17 protein-coding genes are annotated in these 16,721 nt (G+C 65.5%); 10 read left to right on the plus strand and 7 right to left on the minus strand.

The window, feature by feature from the left end:
* Positions 1-84: 84 nt before the first annotated feature.
* Entirely contained in the window at positions 85-1,362 is a 1,278-nt protein-coding gene (clcA, locus tag DQG17_RS04935) for a H(+)/Cl(-) exchange transporter ClcA (RefSeq protein WP_198666024.1), read from the plus strand.
* Positions 1,363-1,489: 127 nt separating this feature from the next.
* On the opposite strand, the gene ilvC is transcribed toward clcA, so the two are convergent.
* Positions 1,490-2,512, minus strand: a complete 1,023-nt coding sequence (gene ilvC / locus DQG17_RS04940) for a ketol-acid reductoisomerase (RefSeq protein ID WP_116131634.1) — start codon at positions 2,510-2,512, stop codon at positions 1,490-1,492.
* 135 nt (positions 2,513-2,647) lie between these two features.
* Here ilvC and DQG17_RS04945 point away from each other — a divergent pair, with 135 nt between their 5' ends.
* Positions 2,648-3,103: an Lrp/AsnC family transcriptional regulator gene (locus DQG17_RS04945; protein ID WP_116131635.1), complete on the plus strand. Its 456-nt coding sequence runs from the start codon at positions 2,648-2,650 to the stop codon at positions 3,101-3,103.
* Entirely contained in the window at positions 3,100-3,567 is a 468-nt protein-coding gene (locus DQG17_RS04950; protein WP_198666025.1) for an Lrp/AsnC family transcriptional regulator, read from the plus strand. Before DQG17_RS04945 ends, DQG17_RS04950 begins: the two co-directional genes overlap by 4 nt.
* Before the next feature lie 108 nt (positions 3,568-3,675).
* Here DQG17_RS04950 and DQG17_RS04955 read toward each other — a convergent pair whose 3' ends face one another.
* From DQG17_RS04955 to DQG17_RS04965, 3 genes are all read right to left on the minus strand, one after another.
* A complete protein-coding gene (locus DQG17_RS04955; protein WP_116131636.1) occupies positions 3,676-4,875 on the minus strand; it encodes an FAD-dependent monooxygenase in 1,200 nt (399 codons plus the stop codon).
* Positions 4,876-4,978: 103 nt separating this feature from the next.
* Entirely contained in the window at positions 4,979-5,221 is a 243-nt protein-coding gene (locus tag DQG17_RS04960; protein ID WP_157973528.1) for a hypothetical protein, read from the minus strand.
* Between the two features lie 120 nt (positions 5,222-5,341).
* Complete coding sequence (locus DQG17_RS04965; RefSeq protein WP_116131638.1) at positions 5,342-5,992, minus strand: pyrimidine 5'-nucleotidase; 651 nt, start codon at positions 5,990-5,992, stop codon at positions 5,342-5,344.
* A gap of 573 nt (positions 5,993-6,565) precedes the next feature.
* On the opposite strand from DQG17_RS04965, the gene DQG17_RS04970 reads away from it, so the two are divergent.
* Positions 6,566-7,210 (plus strand): GntR family transcriptional regulator, encoded by a 645-nt coding sequence (locus DQG17_RS04970; protein ID WP_116131639.1) that lies wholly within the window; start codon positions 6,566-6,568, stop codon positions 7,208-7,210.
* A gap of 56 nt (positions 7,211-7,266) precedes the next feature.
* On the opposite strand, the gene DQG17_RS04975 is transcribed toward DQG17_RS04970, so the two are convergent.
* Both DQG17_RS04975 and carA read right to left on the minus strand, forming a co-directional pair.
* A complete protein-coding gene (locus DQG17_RS04975; protein WP_116131640.1) occupies positions 7,267-9,231 on the minus strand; it encodes a glycosyltransferase family 2 protein in 1,965 nt (654 codons plus the stop codon).
* A gap of 91 nt (positions 9,232-9,322) precedes the next feature.
* Complete coding sequence (gene carA / locus DQG17_RS04980) at positions 9,323-10,480, minus strand: glutamine-hydrolyzing carbamoyl-phosphate synthase small subunit (protein WP_116131641.1); 1,158 nt, start codon at positions 10,478-10,480, stop codon at positions 9,323-9,325.
* Between the two features lie 164 nt (positions 10,481-10,644).
* On the opposite strand from carA, the gene DQG17_RS04985 reads away from it, so the two are divergent.
* From DQG17_RS04985 to dctP, 5 genes are all read left to right on the plus strand, one after another.
* Positions 10,645-11,112 (plus strand): GatB/YqeY domain-containing protein, encoded by a 468-nt coding sequence (locus DQG17_RS04985; protein ID WP_369907980.1) that lies wholly within the window; start codon positions 10,645-10,647, stop codon positions 11,110-11,112.
* Positions 11,113-11,382: 270 nt separating this feature from the next.
* A complete protein-coding gene (locus DQG17_RS04990) occupies positions 11,383-11,913 on the plus strand; it encodes a GNAT family N-acetyltransferase (RefSeq protein WP_116131643.1) in 531 nt (176 codons plus the stop codon).
* A 299-nt stretch (positions 11,914-12,212) separates the two neighbouring features.
* On the plus strand, positions 12,213-12,713 hold the full coding sequence (locus tag DQG17_RS04995) for a TRAP transporter small permease subunit (RefSeq protein WP_116131644.1): 501 nt from the start codon (positions 12,213-12,215) through the stop codon (positions 12,711-12,713).
* Entirely contained in the window at positions 12,703-14,028 is a 1,326-nt protein-coding gene (locus tag DQG17_RS05000; protein WP_198666026.1) for a TRAP transporter large permease subunit, read from the plus strand. Before DQG17_RS04995 ends, DQG17_RS05000 begins: the two co-directional genes overlap by 11 nt.
* A 22-nt stretch (positions 14,029-14,050) precedes the next feature.
* On the plus strand, positions 14,051-15,142 hold the full coding sequence (gene dctP, locus DQG17_RS05005) for a TRAP transporter substrate-binding protein DctP (protein ID WP_116131645.1): 1,092 nt from the start codon (positions 14,051-14,053) through the stop codon (positions 15,140-15,142).
* A gap of 145 nt (positions 15,143-15,287) precedes the next feature.
* Here dctP and DQG17_RS05010 read toward each other — a convergent pair whose 3' ends face one another.
* Positions 15,288-15,704, minus strand: a complete 417-nt coding sequence (locus tag DQG17_RS05010; protein ID WP_116131646.1) for a helix-turn-helix domain-containing protein — start codon at positions 15,702-15,704, stop codon at positions 15,288-15,290.
* Between the two features lie 93 nt (positions 15,705-15,797).
* On the opposite strand from DQG17_RS05010, the gene DQG17_RS05015 reads away from it, so the two are divergent.
* A complete protein-coding gene (locus tag DQG17_RS05015; RefSeq protein WP_116131647.1) occupies positions 15,798-16,679 on the plus strand; it encodes an NAD(P)H-binding protein in 882 nt (293 codons plus the stop codon).
* Positions 16,680-16,721 lie beyond the last annotated feature (42 nt).

A 16,721-nucleotide genomic window follows, 5' to 3' on the forward strand; every position in this document is an offset into this window, starting at 1 on the left:
ACACCGCGCCAGGAAATGGGACGACGGCCCCACAAAGGACCGCGATATCGGATGCAGGGCGAACGACCGCTAAAGGCTACAAACGTGCGCGAGTTGCGCGATCTGGTCGCGCTTGCCGTGCTGGCAACGCTGGTCGGGTTGATCGCGGGTGTCGTCTGCGTCGGCTTTCGGCTGGCGCTCGAATCGGGCGAGGGGCTGCGCCACGCGGCCGTCGACTGGGCCCAGGGACGCGCCTGGCAGGGGCTTGCGCTCCTGGTCGCGGGCTGCGCGGCGGCAACGGCGGTTGCCGCAAGCCTGGTTCGGCGGATCGTGCCCGAAGCCTCCGGCAGCGGCATTCCCCGGGTCGAGGCGGTGCTCGACGGCGAGATCAAGGCAGCACCTGCCTATCTTGCCCCGATCAAGTTCGTCGGCGGCTTTCTTGCGATCAGTGCCGGCCTGGCCCTTGGCCGCGAGGGGCCGAGCGTCCAGATGGGCGCGAACATCGCCGATGCGATCAGCCGGTTGTTTCGCCGCAGCTGGCAGGACAACCGGGCGCTGATGGCCGGCGGCGCGGGGGCAGGGCTTGCCACCGCCTTCAACGCACCGGGTGCCGGCGCAATCTTTGTCATCGAGGAACTCGTCGGCCGGTTCGAACCGCGGGTTGCCGTCGTGGCGCTTGGCGCCTCGGTCGGCGCGATCACGGTTTCGAACATCATGGTCGGGTCCGAGCCGGTGCTGCTGGCGCCAGAGCTGCCGGTCGGAAGCGCAGCCATCCAGCCGCTGTATCTGTTGCTCGGTCTGCTGCTTGGCGTTCTGTCGGTCTTCTACAGTCGCAGCCTGCTCGCCACGTTGAACCTGTTCGAACGCATCGGCGGCCCGATGGAGCTTCGCGCTGCGGCCATCGGCGCCGTCATAGGCGTCGTCGCCTTCGTCGCGCCCGAGATGCTTGGCGGCGGCGATCACATCACGCAGAGCGCGCTGAACGGCGAGCTTTTGCTGATGACCCTGCCGATGATCTTCCTGCTGCGGCTGCTCCTTGGCGCGATCTCCTATGCCGCCGCGACGCCGGGCGGGCTGTTTGCGCCGATGCTGGTGCTCGGCTCGGTCGCGGGGCTCGGCTTCGGCATGATCGCCGATCAGATATTTCCAGGCCTCTCGATCGATCCCGAGGCCTTCGCTGTCGTCGGAATGGGCGCGTTCTTTGCCGGTGTGGTGCGTGCGCCGCTCACCGGCATCGTGCTGGTGACCGAGATGACGGGCAGTTCCAGCCTGCTTCTGCCGCTGCTGTCGGGCTGTTTCGGGTCGATGCTGGTGAGCGAGGCGCTTGGCGATCATCCGATCTATACCTCGTTGCGCCGCCGCGCCGCCCGGTCCGAACGCTGAACGGATCGCCGCCGCGCGACCCCCATGTCAGGGACGACATGGGGGCTTTTCACAGATCCTTTCGGGGCCTTCCGGCCCCGCGCCCGGCCGAACCGATGTCCGCCCGGGCCCGTGATCAGGGTCGCAATCAGTTCCGCGACTTGTCGACCATCTTGCCCGCGGTGATCCACGGCATCATGGCGCGCAGCTTCTCGCCGACCGATTCGATCTGGTGGGCGTCGTTATTGCGGCGCGTCGCCTTGAAGAACGGCTTGCCGACGGCGTTTTCCTGCATGAAGTCACGCACGAACTTGCCGTTCTGGATGTCGGTCAGGACCGCCTTCATGTTCGCCTTGGTCTCGTTATAGGGCAGAACCCGCGGGCCCGACACGTATTCGCCGTATTCCGCCGTGTTCGAGATCGAGTAGTTCATGTTGGCGATGCCGCCTTCATAGATCAGATCGACGATCAGCTTCACCTCGTGCAGGCATTCGAAATAGGCCATTTCGGGGGCATAGCCCGCCTCGACCAGGGTCTCGAAGCCCATGCGGATCAGCTCGACCAGCCCGCCGCACAGCACCGCCTGCTCGCCGAACAGGTCGGTCTCGCATTCTTCCTTGAACGTGGTCTCGATGATGCCCGAACGGCCGCCGCCAATGGCCGAGCAATAGGAGAGCCCGAGTTCCAGCGCCTTGCCCGAGGCGTCGTTGTCGACCGCAACGAGGCAGGGGACGCCGCCGCCCTTGGTGTATTCGCCGCGCACCGTGTGGCCCGGACCCTTGGGCGCCATCATGATCACGTCGACGCCAGGCTTCGTCTCGATCAGACCGAAGTGGATGTTGAGGCCGTGCGCAAAGGCGATGGCCGCACCGTCCTTCAGGTTGTCGTGCACGTATTTGCGATAGGTTTCGGCCTGCAGTTCGTCGGGCATGGTGAACATGATCAGGTCGCACCAGGCAGCGGCCTCGGCAATGCCCATCACCTTCAGCCCTTCGCCTTCGGCCTTGGCGGTCGAGGGCGATCCCTCGCGCAGGGCGACGACGACGTTGCGGGCACCGCTGTCGCGCAGGTTCAGCGCATGGGCGTGGCCCTGGCTGCCATAGCCCAGAATCGCAACCTTCTTGTCCTTGATCAGGTTGATGTCGCAATCGCGATCATAATACACGCGCATGATGTTCTTCCTTTTCTGCAGCGGTGTTGATGGGTGCATTCTAGGTACTTTCAGCGAATAGACGTTTCAGTCTTGCAAGAATTTCGCTAGATATGCGCAGGTCAATTCGCCAAATCTCCAAGACTGCAAGAATTCATGCTCGACGATCTCGACCGGCGCCTGCTGCGCCATCTGCAACACGCGCCCGACGGCGCCATGGCGGACCTTGCCGAGGCCGCCGGCACCACGCCCGCGGTCTGCTCGCGCCGGATCGCCCGGCTGCGCGCGCGCGGCATCCTCAAGGGGCAGGAGGCGGTGATCAATTGGGCAGCGCTCGGCTATTCGGTGCGGGTCTCGTTGCGCTTCACCCTCGACAAGACCCAGACCAACGCCTTCGACGTATTCATCCGCGAGGCAAGGAAGGTTCCGGAAGTGCTTGAGATCCAGACATTTCTCGGCCGCGTCGATATCCGCCTCGTGGTCATTGCCCGCGACATGGCGCATTACCAGCACCTCTATCGCAGCCGCATCCTGACCCTGCCGCATATCGCCGATATCGAGGCCTTGGTGCATGTCGCCACGATCAAGGACGAAGAGGTGCTGCCGCTGTGACCGATCCTGCCATCGACCTCGACCAGGTCGACCGCCAGTTGCTGGCCGCGCTGCGCGCCGACGCGACTGCCAGCACCGGCGCCCTTGGCCGCCGCCTCGGCCTGTCGCAACCGGCAACCTGGCGCCGGATCCGGCGCCTGACCGCGGCCGGCGTCATTTCCGGCCGTCGCGTGGTGCTCGACCGCGAGGCGCTCGGCTTCGGGGTTACCGTCTTTCTCGGCGTCAAGCTTGCCACCAAGGGCCGTGTCAGCCTCGACGAATTCGAACGCGCCGCCCGTGCCATCCCCGAGGTGCTCAGCATCGACCATGTGCTGGGTCTGTTCGACTACCGCCTGCGCGTCGTCGCCCGCGACCTGTCCGATTTCGAACGCATCCTGCGGCGCCGGGTGATGACCCTGCCTGGCGCCGGCAATGTCGAGGCCAACGTCCTGCTCAGCGAAGAACGCCTGCCCGGGCCACTCTGATCGCGACAGCCCACATCGGCGCGCCCGCCCCGATCTTCTTCTGTTCGGAAATATCCCGGGGGGAGTCGCGGCCCTGCCGCGACGGGGGGCTGGCCCCCCCGACGAGCCTTATTGGCCCATGCCCGCCCGCATCACCATCTGGCGCAGACCGCCCAGATCGTGCACCGCCTTCATCCCCATCAGCCGCAGCATCTGGACCTGCGGGTTGGGCGAGCGGGTGACGCGGTTGAAGATGTCGATGGCGGCAACCCGCCTGCGAATATCGGCGCCGCGGGTGCGGTCATACTCGGCCAGCATCTTCTCGTTACCAAGGCCCGCACGGCCCGCCATCAGCGCCAGATCGCGCAGCAGGATCAGATCGCCCATCGAAGTGTTCAGTCCCTGCGCGCCGATCGGGGGGATCACATGCGCGGCCTCGGCCATCAGCGCCACACGCTGTGACGTCAGCCGCTCGGCCCGGCGGCCGACGATCGGCCACAGCCTGCGTTCCGAGCGCAGCTTCAGCGGCCCGAGGATATAACACGAGCGTTCCGACATCCGGGCCTCGAACGCGCCGACCTCCATCGTGGCCAGCTCCTCGGCACGGGGGCCGGGGTTCATCCAGACCACCGCCGAGGCAGGCTCGCCATCGAGGTCGGGCAGGGGGACCAGAGTGAAGGGACCGCCCTCGTTGTAGATTTCGGTCGAGATGCTGGCGTGGGGTTTGGGGTGACTGACCACGAAGGCCAGCGTCTTCTGGCCATAGTGGATCGTGTGCGCGGCAATTCCCGCGGCCTCGCGCACCGCCGAATCGCGTCCGTCTGCACCGACTACCAGTTCCGCGCGAACCGAGGTCCCGTCGCTCAGCCGCACCAGTGCGCCGCTCTGGCGGGCGACCATCGAGGCGAAGCCCGCGCCATAGCGCTGGGTCACCCGGTCGTTGCCCTCAAGCGCCGCGCTGAGGCCGGCGAGCACGCGCCAGTTCAGCAGGTTCCAGCCAAAGCTGCGCTGACCGACGTCGGATGCATGGAAATCGCGCGAATCCCTCACCCGTGGCGGCCAGCCGACCGTGTCGACCACCCGCAGCACGTTGAGCGGCATCGCCTCGGGCGCAAGCGACTCCCACAGGCCGATCTCTTCGAACAACTGCTTTGCAGGCTGCAGGAATGCGGTCGAGCGCAGGTCCGATCCATCGGCGTCGCCGGCAATGACCGGCGGCCGGGGAGAGACCACAAGTGTCTGATATCCGGCGCGTCCGAACGCCTGCGCGGCGCAGAGTCCGGCGATTCCGCCGCCGACGATCAGGACCTCGGTGTCGATACGTGCCATTGCCGATGCCTCCTGGCTTTGAACCGCCCCGGCAGCCGGCCGGGACCCTGCCAAGGTCTAGGACCTCGGCCCGGGAAGGTGCAAGCGGCAAAGGCCGCGTCGCCTAGCCGCCGTAGGAGATGATGACGAGGATCGCGAGCGACAAGAAGGTCAGCGCGACAAAGATCAGCAGGACGCCGGCGATTCCGGCAGTGAACCCAACGATCAGGATCAGCGCCACCAGGGCTGCCACGATCCCGTAGGCAACGCCTTCGCCCTCGGTGCGGGCCAGCCCCCTCCAGCCGCGGTCGCCGGCAAAGGGGGTAAGGCTCTCCTGCGGAGTGCCGTGGTGATCTGTTTCGGTCATCGTTGTCTCCAGGCTCGTCATCTCGCTCAGTCTATCCCATAAAGTTCCGGTGCGCCGCGCACAACATGCCGCAGCCGCAACCTGGCCCCGGATCAGGGGGTCCCGGCCGGCACGACCGGTTCAGCGAGCAAGCAGCCGCGCGAGAAAGCCTGCTAGGTCGTCGGTGTGGTGCTCGATATGCGGGGCCACAACCGCATGCGGGGCCACGTGCACCGTTCGCATCCCCATGGCATGGGGCACGGCCAGATTGCGCGGGTCGTCCTCGAACATTGCGGCATGGCCGGGGTCGAGCCGGTCTGCCGCGAACACCGCCTCGAAGGCGGCGCGCTCAGGCTTGGGGCGGAACCCGGCGTGCTCGACGCCATAGACCGCATCGAAGAGGTGCCGCAGCCCGCGCGCCTCGAGAACGTTCTCGGCATAGGGCTGCGAGCCATTGGTGAACACGATCCGGCGTCCGGGCAGCGCCGCAATAGCGGCGTTGAGGCCGGGGTCCGGTGTCAGCGCGCCGAAGTCGATGTCGTGAACCTCGGACAGATAGGGGCTGGGGTCGGCACCATGTTCGGCCATCAGCCCCGCCAGCGTCGTGCCATAGCGCTGCCAGTAGTCGAGCCGCAGCCGGTCGGCTTCGGCATGATCGACCCCGAGCACGCGCATCACCCAGGCGGTCATCCGGCGCTCGATCTGGTCGAACAGCCGGACCTCGGGCGGGTAAAGCGTATTGTCGAGGTCGAAGACCCAGGTCGTCACATGAGAGAATCGATCAGCCACCATGGCGCGGACGGTAGGTGCGGGCGGGAGCGTCGGCAAGGCGGCTCGCTCTGGCCGACCCGGCATTGTCGCCGGCGCCGTCCACAAACCACCTGTCCCCGCGCCAAAGCCGCGCAGGGTCGCCGCCTGCGGGATCTACCTGCGGGCCGACGGAGGGTTCGATGCGCCGTTCGAGATCGAGGACACGGAAGGGGAGAATACCGGCGTCTGGAGTGAGTTGATCGAACGCGGAAGGTCTGTCTTCGCAGACGCCCATGCCAATGACCGAAAACCCGTGCCCGACCCGCTCGTGACCGCGATATGGCTGTTCGCGGATGCCCCGAAATGCGTCCCGCGCCAGACCGCCATCGCACGCCACGGGTCAGCCAAGCCGCGCGGGACCCGCGAGGATATGGGTTCCGTCGATGGCTCGGTCACGGTTGCGGCCCCGCTCGAGGCCTGTGCCCCGCGCCGGGCGGCGACTTCAGGCCCGTCGCCTGGGACAATCTGGCCGGTTTCGATGTTTCTTCGGGACAGTTTCTTGAAGTCCCGAGCGATTTCGCTAGCTTGTAGCCCTCCGCCGCAGAGGACAGCCAGATGCCGAGTGACAGGCCCGCCCAGAAGGACGCATACGAGTTGATCCTCGATGCGATCGACATGGGGCTTTATCGTCCGGGCGACCGATTGGTCGAATCCGAACTGGCCGAGCGCTTCGGGGTGTCGCGCACGCCGATCCGCGAGGCGCTGCAGCGGCTCGAAACCCAGTCGCTGCTGGCCCGCGACGGGCGCAGCCTGATCGTCGCCTCGCTCGATCACAACCAGTTGGCCGAACTGTACGTCGTGCGCTCCGAGCTCGAGGCGCTGGCCGCCCGGCTCGCCGCGCGCCATGCCGCGCCCGAAGAGGTGCGGGTGCTGGAGAACATGATTGCCAGCGACCGGCGGTTGCTGAACGAACCCTCCGCCCTTGCCCGTTCGAACCGGCGCTTTCACCGCCAGATCCATCTGGCGTCGCACAACCGCTATCTGGTGCAGCAACTGGACCTCGTCTATCGCTCGATGGCCCTGATGGCGACCACCTCGCTTGCCGCCGAAGGGCGTGGCGAGACCGCCCTTGCCGAACACGAGGGGATCGTGGCGGCGATCCGCGCCCGCGACGAACAGGCGGCCCAGGAAGCGCTGAGGGCGCATATTTCGAACGCCTTCATCCAGCGCCTGACCCAGGACAGCGGCGCGACCGGCTAGATCGCTGCGCTGGCTTGCGGGCCGGGGTCGCGCTGGCCTGGCCGCCGGGGCGCGGCTCAGGCGATGGCAAGTTCGGCAAATACCGGGATCTCGGCCTCGTCGTAGAGACCGTGGCAGGTCTTGTGCCAGTGGAACGGCCTGAATGACAGCTCGTAGAACGCCTTGTAGGAGGCCAGCGCTGCCAGCGGGAAATACAGGCCGAGGGTCAGCACCCAGGGGGTCAGGAACCGGTGTTCGCGGCCGCGGACCGCAAAGGCGGCGGTGCCGAGGTTTACCAGTTCCGACAGGGCAAACAGACCCATCAACGGCAGCAGGAGGGACCCCGGGATCAGGCTTGCCAGCGGATGCGGCAGACCAAGCGCCAGCAGCCAGAACGACCACAGCACCGGGGCCAGGATGAACTGCGTCAGCGTGCCGAGGAACAGGATCTGGAACCCGAGAAAGCCGCGCGGACCAAGTTCGCGCCAAAGCCTGCCGGGGTCGCGCATATGCACGCTCCAGGTCATGGCATAGCCCTTGAGCCAGCGCGAGCGTTGCGTGATCCAGGGCCGCACCCGGCAGTTTGCCTCTTCCTTCGTCACGGTATCGATGATCTCGGTCCGGTAGCCCATGCGCACCAGCCGCATGCCCAGATCGGCATCCTCGGTGACGTTGTGGGCATCCCAGCCGCCAATCTTTTCCAGCGCGGCGCGGCGGAAGAACAGCGTCGTTCCGCCCAGCGGCACCGGCATTCCCATCCGTTGCAGCCCCGGCAGCAGGACCCGGAACCAACTGGCGTATTCGATGGTGAAGCACCGGCTCAGCCAGTTCGTTCGCGCATTGTAATAGTCGAGCACGCCCTGAAGGCAGGCGACCTCGGGCCCGCGTTCGTGGAACCGGCGCACCACCTTGTGAAGCTGGTCGGCATCGGGCGCATCCTCGGCATCCCAGACACCGACGATCTGGCCGCGGCAGAATTCGAGCGCATAGTTCAGCGCCCGCGGCTTGGTCTTGACGCCGCCTTCGGGCACCGTCACGACCCGGATCCAATGCGGCAGCCGTGTGCGCGACAGCGCCTCGGCGGTGCGTTCGTCGTGCTCCTCGACCACCAGCAGCACATCCATCAGTTCCTTGGGATAGGCCTGACGCGACAGCCGCCCGATCAGCTTGTCGGCGATGTCTTCCTCCTGCAGCAGCGGAACCAGGATCGAGACCGTGGGCAGACGCGCGATGTCCGGTCCGCGCCGCCGGATCGTCTGGAACATCCGCGCCGATTTGCGCATCGACTGGTGAACGGCATAGCCCGCGGCAATCAGCTTCAGCCCGGCGGTCGCCGCAAGGGTGACGATGGCCCAGATTGCCAGCAGCGAGAAGACCGCCACCGGGAACACTGCGGCGATCAGCGACCCAACCAGTGTCGCGGCCACCATGCGGCGGGCCAGCAACTGGCGGTCCCAGTTCCGGCACGAGAAGGCCGCGGGAACCCGGGTTTCGGCCATCTGCGCCAGCGCGGGGTTGCGCACGCGGGTCAACGCGCGATGCAGGGTGGCCTCGCTGGTCAACGCCATGCTGACAGACCCCAGCGCCTGTTCGAGTTCGGACCGGTGGTTGAGGAATTTCTCGGGGCGACTGGTGGCGACGACGACCGTGCTCCCTTCGCGTCGCCAGGGCAGCAACCCCTCGCGCAGGCACCGGGTGGCGCCATAGGCGTCGACAAGGCGCGGATCGGCCGGCCGCAAATCGAGGTCGACCTCGCCCGTCCCCCATTGGTCGCAGAGCGCGTCCATCAGCGCCCGTTCCGAAACCATGTTGTTCGACAGCAGGATATTGCCGAGCCGCGTGTCCTGCCGGGCCTGCAGGGCAAGCGCCTTGACCAGATCGCCGGGATCGATCGCCCCGTTCTCGACCAGGCGCTGCCCAAGCAGTTCGCCATTGCCGCGGCCACCGGCAATGAGCCGGCCCGGCGCTGCCGATGCAAAATGCGGATCTCGATCCCGCCAGCGCGAGACGTTGGGAGTGTGAAGCGGGCTTGTGGTGGACATTTACGTCACGTAACTACCGTTAATACAACGGAAATTTGCGACGACATGGTTAAGATTGTATTAACTGAGACGACTTTGCGGACCCGTGCCGTCAGGCAAAGGCCGCTTGTTGTTGCATCGCCGCCACGAAGCGTTCGAACAGGTAATAGCTGTCCTGCGGTCCGGGGCTGGCTTCGGGGTGGTACTGCACCGAAAACACCGGCCGGTCGGCCAGACGAATGCCACAGTTCGACCCGTCGAACAGCGAGATGTGGGTCTCGACCACGCCGGCAGGCAGGCTCTGGCTGTCGACGGTGAAGCCGTGGTTCATCGAGGTGATCTCGACCTTGCCGGTCTCGAGATCCTTCACCGGATGATTGGCACCGTGGTGGCCGTGGTTCATCTTGATCGTGCGCGCGCCAAGTGCGAGCGCCAGCATCTGGTGGCCAAGGCAGATCCCGAACACCGGCATGGCAGAGCGGTCGAGGACCTCGCGGATCATCGGCACGGCATAGGCACCGGTCGCCGCCGGATCCCCGGGGCCGTTCGACAGGAACAGGCCTTCGGGAGAATGGGCGAGGATATCGTCGGCGGTGGCGGTGGCGGGCAGAACCGTCACGTCGCATCCGGCCGAGGCGAGGCAGCGCAGGATGTTGCGCTTGGCGCCATAGTCGATGGCGACGACCCGGTGGCCCGGGGTCGCGCGCGGCAGGTAGCCTTCGGGCCAGGCCCACCGCATCTCGTCCCAGCGATAGGACTGGGCGCAGGTGACTTCACGGGCAAGATCGAGCCCGACCAGACCCGAAAACCCGCGGGCTGCGGCGACCAGCGCCTCGATGTCGAAAACACCCTCGGGGTTATGCGCAAGGGCGACATGCGGGGCGCCCTGCTGCCGGATCGCCCGGGTCAGCCGGCGGGTATCGATCCCGCCGATGCCGATCCGGCCGCGACGCGCCAGCCATTCGGTCAGCGGCCCGGTGGCGCGCCAGTTGGACGGCAGGGTCGGATCCCATTTCACCACCATGCCGGCGGCGACAGGTTCTGCGGCCTCGTCATCCTCGTCGGTCACACCGACATTGCCGATGTGGGGGAAGGTGAAGGTCACGACCTGACCGGCATAGGAGGGATCCGTCATGATCTCCTGATAGCCGGTCATGGCGGTGTTGAAGCACAGCTCGGCCACCGTCTGGCCATGGGCGCCGAAGCCCTGACCGAAAAACAGCGTGCCGTCGGCCAGAGCGAGGCAAGCGGTGGGTCTGGGGTGGGGCATCGACGAACTCCTGCGGGCAAATCGGCCGCACCCTATGAGCGCAGGCGCAGCCCGTCAAGGCGCCCGCGTCGCCACCGGCCTTCACCATGACGTGCCGGATCGGGCCGCTTGCGATGGCAGACGATATTAACTAAATCTCGCGTTCTGGATTGGAACGCTCGAGGATGACGATGACACTGTTGAGAGATCGGGTAAGCGCCGGCCTGAAGGACGCGATGCGCAACAAGCAGGCCGACCGTCTGTCGACCCTGCGACTGATCACGGCAGCGATCAAGGATCGCGACATCGCAACCCGGAGCGAGGGCGTGGTGGATGGCGTGCCGGATACCGAAGTGCTGCAGATCCTCGGCAAGATGGTCAAGCAGCGGCAGGAAAGCGTCCGCGCCTATGAGGAAGGCGGAAGGCTGGAACTGGCCGAGAAGGAACGCGCCGAGATCGCAGTGCTGGAGGAATTCCTGCCCCGCAAGTTGACCGCAGAAGAGATTGAAAAGGCTGTCGGATCGACGATCGCCGCGACCAAGGCCACGAGCATCCGCGACATGGGCAAGGTCATGGCCGCGCTGAAGGCCGAATATACCGGACGGATGGATTTCGGGGTCGTCGGGCCGATGATAAAGGATCGGCTTGGCTGAGCCGCAGTTCGCGTGCTGCATTGCCATCAATCGCCATTCTAATGAAAATATTCGATTTTTGATCGGATGGTGGAGCCGGGAAAGCGCCGCGGGCCGCTGTAGCGACGGTCTATAACGGTTTGCTCGCGGGCCGGGCAGAGATGCCCAAATGCGGGCAGGTCTTCCGCATTCGCCGTGTTGCCGCAACGGCAGAGGCATGCGGAGCATTCCCTTTTCCGGACAAGCCTGCTTCGTTGCCGCCGCCCGGGATGAACGGAAGGGGGGCAAGGGATGAGCGACCTGATAGTGCGCGCGGCAGAGCCGGCCGATATGGCCGCGATCCACAGGATCTATACCCACGAGGTGCTGCACGGCATCGCCACCTTCGAGGAAGTGCCGCCAGACCTGTCGGAAATGACGCGGCGCTGGCAGGCGGTTTGCGACGCCGGACTGCCGTGGCTGGTGGCCGAGCGTGCCGGTGCGGTCGTGGGCTATGCCTATGCCGGACGCTATCACGCCCGGTCGGCCTATCGCTTCACGCTCGAGGATTCGGTCTATATCGCCCCCGAGGCGCGGGGGGCCGGGGTTGGCAAGGCGCTGCTGCGCCGGTTGATCGCGCTCTGCGGTTCCGGTGGGGCGCGCCAGATGTTGGCGATCATCGGCAATTCGGGCAATGCAGGCTCGGTCGGGCTGCACCGCAGCCTCGGCTTTGCCGATGTCGGCGTGCTGCGCTCGGTCGGGTTCAAGCATGGCCGCTGGATCGACGTGGTGGTCATGCAGCTTGCCCTTGGGGCAGGGGACGCCACGCTGCCCTCGGACTAGTCGACCGGATGGCGGTTCATGGGCGTCGATGGCCGGAGAAGGCCGGTTTCCGACGGACAGATCGCTGCGGAACGGCGACGACGCTGCAGGTTCGGCGAGGCTGGCCAGCCCGCAAGACGGCGTGAAAACGTTGCCACCGGCAACTGGCTCGGCTCTTTGGCTCTGTAACGTAATGTTCTGTCAAATGGCCAAAAATTACCTTGCCCCATGGCCGTCGCGATGCTTCCATGCCCGCAAGCGCGAGGAGGACGCGGCACCGTATCAAGGCGCCGCGCTGGCAGCGCAAAGGGGGAGAGGATTTGATCATTCGCATCATTGATGCTGTGAATGAGGCGGTTGGCCGCGTCGTGTCCGTGGTGGCAATCGTCTTTGCAGCAATCATCATCTATGACGTCATCATGCGGTACGTGTTCAATGCGCCGACACGCTGGGCATTCGATGTCACCAAGCAGATGTACGGGTTCTATTTCGTCATGCTCGGTGGCTATGCGCTCCGGCATCAGGCCCATGTCCGCGTCGATCTGGTGACGGAAATGCTTGCCCCCAATCCGCGCCGCTGGGTCGAGATCATCGGCTACGTGATCTTCTTCTTTCCGTTTGCCTGGGTGTTCTTCACCCGCTCCTACGACTTCGCCCTGCGGTCCTGGTCACAGGGCGAGACCACGTATGGTTCGGTCCAGTTGCCGGTCTATCCGCTGAAGATGGCGATGTGCGTCGCCGCCGGACTTTTGCTGTTGCAGGGCATTTCCGAGTTCCTGAAACTTGTCCTTCGCTATCCGGTGCACCTCAATGACGCCTGAAATCGTTGCGCTTTGCATGTTCGGCCTGCTGCTGCTGGGCCTGTTCATGGGCCATCCGCTTGCCTTTGTTCTGGGCAGCACCGCGGTTCTGGGCGCGCTGATCGCCGGCAAGCCGATGGCGCTCGGCATCGTCATCAACCGGATCTTCGGCGACGTTCTCGACAATTACACGCTGATCGCGATCCCGCTTTTCGTGTTGATGGCGCGGTTCCTGTCGGATTCCGGCGTCACCGACCGAATGTTCGAGACCCTGCGCCTGCTGCTGTCGAACGTCCGCGGCGGGCTGGCGCTGGCCGTCGTTTTCATCTCGATCCTGCTGGCGGCGACAACCGGCATCATCGGCGCCTCGATCACCGTGATGGGCGTCATGGCGCTGCGCCCGATGCTGCAATACGGCTATTCACCCACCCTGACGACCGGCGTGATCGCGGCCTCGGGGTGCCTTGGCATCCTGATCCCGCCCTCGATCATGCTGATCCTGATGGCCAGCTATTCGCCGCTTTCGGTGGGCGAGCTTTTTGCCGGCTCGATGGTGCCGGGGGTCCTGCTCGGCCTGCTCTATGGGGTCTGGGTCGCCGTCGTGGCGATGGTGCGGCCCGACATGGCGCCCTCGGTCCAGCCCGACGAACAGGTCAGCCGCGGAACGCTGCTGCGGTTGCTGGCGCTGGAAGCGATGCCGCCGCTGGTGTTGATCCTCGGGATCCTCGGCTCGCTGCTGGCGGGTATCGCGACGGCGACCGAGGCCTCTGCCATCGGCGCGTTCCTGGCGCTTGCCATCGTGCTGCTGCGCGGGCGGTTCGAATGGCAGACCTTCTATGGCGCACTGATCGAGACCGGGCGAACCTCGGCGATGATCCTGTTCATTGTCGTCGGTGCCACGGCCTTCACCGGGGTGTTCAACATCACCGGCGGTCTGCGCGCCACGCAGGAGATCATTCGCGGCCTCGACATGGAGCCCTGGCTGCTGATCACCGTGATGATGGGGATCGTGTTCATTCTTGGCGCCTTCCTCGACTGGACCGGGATCGTGCTGCTGTCGTTCCCGATCTTCCTGCCGATCGTGCAGGAGCTCGATATCAACCTGTTGTGGTTCGTGGTGCTGATGGCGGTGGTGCTGCAGACCTCGTTCCTGACACCGCCTTTCGGCTATGCGCTGTTCTATCTGCGGGCCATCGCACCAAAATCGGTGCGCACCCGGGATATCATCGTGGGCGTCGTGCCGTTCATTGTTCTGATTGTGCTGATGTGCATTTGCGTGGCGGTCTTCCCGGCCCTGGTGACCTGGTTGCCGCACGCGCTTTATGGCACGAATTGAGGAAACTGAGGAGGAGTTCCCCATGAATATCAAGACGCTTTACCTTTCCGGTGCGGCCCTTGCCACGGTGTTTGCATCGCAGGCGATGGCAGCGGAAAGCTGGACGATGACCACGACCTGGCCGTCGTCTCTGGAACTGATCGCGACCGACCAGCATTTCGTGGAGCTTGCCAACAAGCTGACCGCGGGCGAGCTGTCGATCGACTTCTACGAGGGCGGGTCGCTGGTGCCTGCGGGCGAAGTGTTCGGGGCGGTCGAATCCGGCACGATCCAGGCCGGCGCGGACTGGCCCGGGTACTGGGCCGGCCGCGATTCCGCGTTCTCGCCGCTTGCCACCACCGCGAGCCTGTTCAACGCCGTCGATTACGTGAACTGGATCGAGGAATGGGGCGGGGCGCAGATGTATAACGACATCTACGGCCAGTTCGGCATGGTCTATCTGCCCTATGGCGTGACCAACAACGAGTCGGGTTTCCGCACCAACGAGCCGATCCGCACCCTCGAAGACCTCAAGGGCAAGCGGCTGCGGGTTTCGGGCCTCGAACAGGGCCGGCTTCTGGAACAGCTGGGCGGCAGCCAGGTCTCCATGGCCGGTGGCGAGATCTATCAGGCGCTCGAACGCGGCGTGATCGACGGCGCCGAGTTCTCGACCCCGAACGTGGACTGGTCGGCCGGCTTTCAGCAGGTGACCAAGGCCTGGGCCACGCCCGGCTGGCACCAGTCGGCGTCGGTCTTTGGCGTGATGATCAACAAGCAGGCCTGGGATGCGCTGTCCCCGGAAACGCAAGAGAAGCTTCAGATTGCCGCCGACGCGACTCTGGTCTGGTCGCTCGCCTTCACCGAAAAACGCGCCACCGACGCCTACAAGGAGTTCAAGGAGGCCGGAATCGAGATCACGCGCTATGACGACGAAACCCTGGCGAAGATCCAGGAAATGGCGAACGCGGTGATCGAGCAGACGGCCTGCGAGAACCCGAATTCGGCCAAGGTCTATCTCAGCCAGCTCGAATATCTGCAGGATTATGCCAATTGGCGCGACGCCTCGGCGCCGTTCAACCTTGGCCGCACGCCGAACGGTCCGGATATCGAAAAGATCCGCGCCTGCACCCAGTAAGCTCGCGGTCCGGGCCGGTGCTGCCGGCCCCGGTCGCCGCCGGTCGATCGGCGCGAATGATCGACCCTGCAATGACAGACGCCCCGCCGGGATCCGGCGGGGCGTTTTTGTTCGTGTAAAGCCGACAGCAATTGGCTGGCCGATCTCAGGTCAAGGTCTGGTCGAAATCCTGACGCGCCGCGCGGATCCGGTCGTGGCTGTCTTCGGCCCAGGCGACAAGCTGCGCAATCGGCTCCAGCAAAGACTGGCCAAGCGGCGTCAGGCTGTATTCGACGCTGGGCGGCTTGGTCGGAAAGACCGTTCGCGCGGCGATGCCGTCGCGCTCCAGCAGGCGCAGGGTCTGGGTCAGCATCCGTTTCGAGATGTCGGGGACGCTGCGGTGCAGGGCGCTGAACCGCCGTGGCCCCTCGGACAGGTTCATCACGATCAGCGTCGTCCATTTCTCGCCCAGCCGGTCCAGCACGTCGCGCACCGGGCAGGCCGAAGGTCCGGCGCCGTCGGCGGGATAGCTCAGATAGGGGGCGAAGCGGGTCGCGAGGTTACTCTCGGGTTCCCTGGTCATGTGAAACTGCCTCCTTACCGATCCCGATCGTATGGTCTACGTAAGAGACCATATCCCGATTCGAGACTTTATAGAACAGAAAAGGACGACCCCATGACCACCCCCAGAATTCTCGTCACCGGTGCCAGCGGTCAGCTTGGCACGCTTGTGATCGACGGCCTGCTGGCCGAGCTTCCCGCCGCAGATATTGCCGGGCTCGTGCGCAGCGAAGCCGCGGCAAAGGCACTGCAGGCCAAGGGTGTCGCGGCCCGGATCGGCAGCTATGATGATCCGGCCAGCCTCGATGCCGCCATGACCGGCATTGAGCGCGTGCTGCTGATTTCCGGCAGCGAGATCGGCAAGCGCGTGCCGCAGCACCGCAATGTCATCAAGGCGGCCGTTCGTGCCGGCGTCAAGGGGCTGGCCTATACCAGCATCCTGCGCGCCGACACATCGGCCATGAAACTGGCCGTCGAGCACCGCGAGACCGAGGCCCTTCTTGCCGCCTCGGGCCTGCCCCATGTGCTTTTGCGCAACGGCTGGTATGTCGAGAATTACACCGGGTCGATCCCGACCGCACTGGCCCATGGCGCCCATGCCGGGGCCGCGGGCGAGGGGCGCATTTCTGCCGCGACGCGGGCAGATTACGCCGCCGCGGCGGTCAAGGTGCTGGCGGCCACGGAGTTCGACGCCGGTGCGGTGCTGGAACTTGCCGCCGACGAAGGATTCACCCTGGCCGAGTTCGCGGCCGAGCTGTCGCAACTCGCCGGCCGGCCCGTCGTCTATGCCGACATGAGCGAGGATGCCTATCGCGAGCTTCTGGTGGGCGCGGGCCTTCCGGCCGGGTTTGCCGATATCCTGGCCGACAGTGACCGGCAGGCGGCAGACGGATCGCTCAAGGACAACGGCAAGGCGCTGTCACGCCTGATCGGACGTCCGACAACGCCCTGGCGTGACGCGGTTGCAACGGCCTTTGCCGCGTTGCAGCCGGCCTGAGCCGAAACCCGCAAAATGGAACCGCCGGCCGAAATGGCCGGC

It is taken from the genome of Tropicimonas sp. IMCC34043 (assembly GCF_003390845.1).
In the GTDB taxonomy this organism is placed as follows: domain Bacteria; phylum Pseudomonadota; class Alphaproteobacteria; order Rhodobacterales; family Rhodobacteraceae; genus Tropicimonas.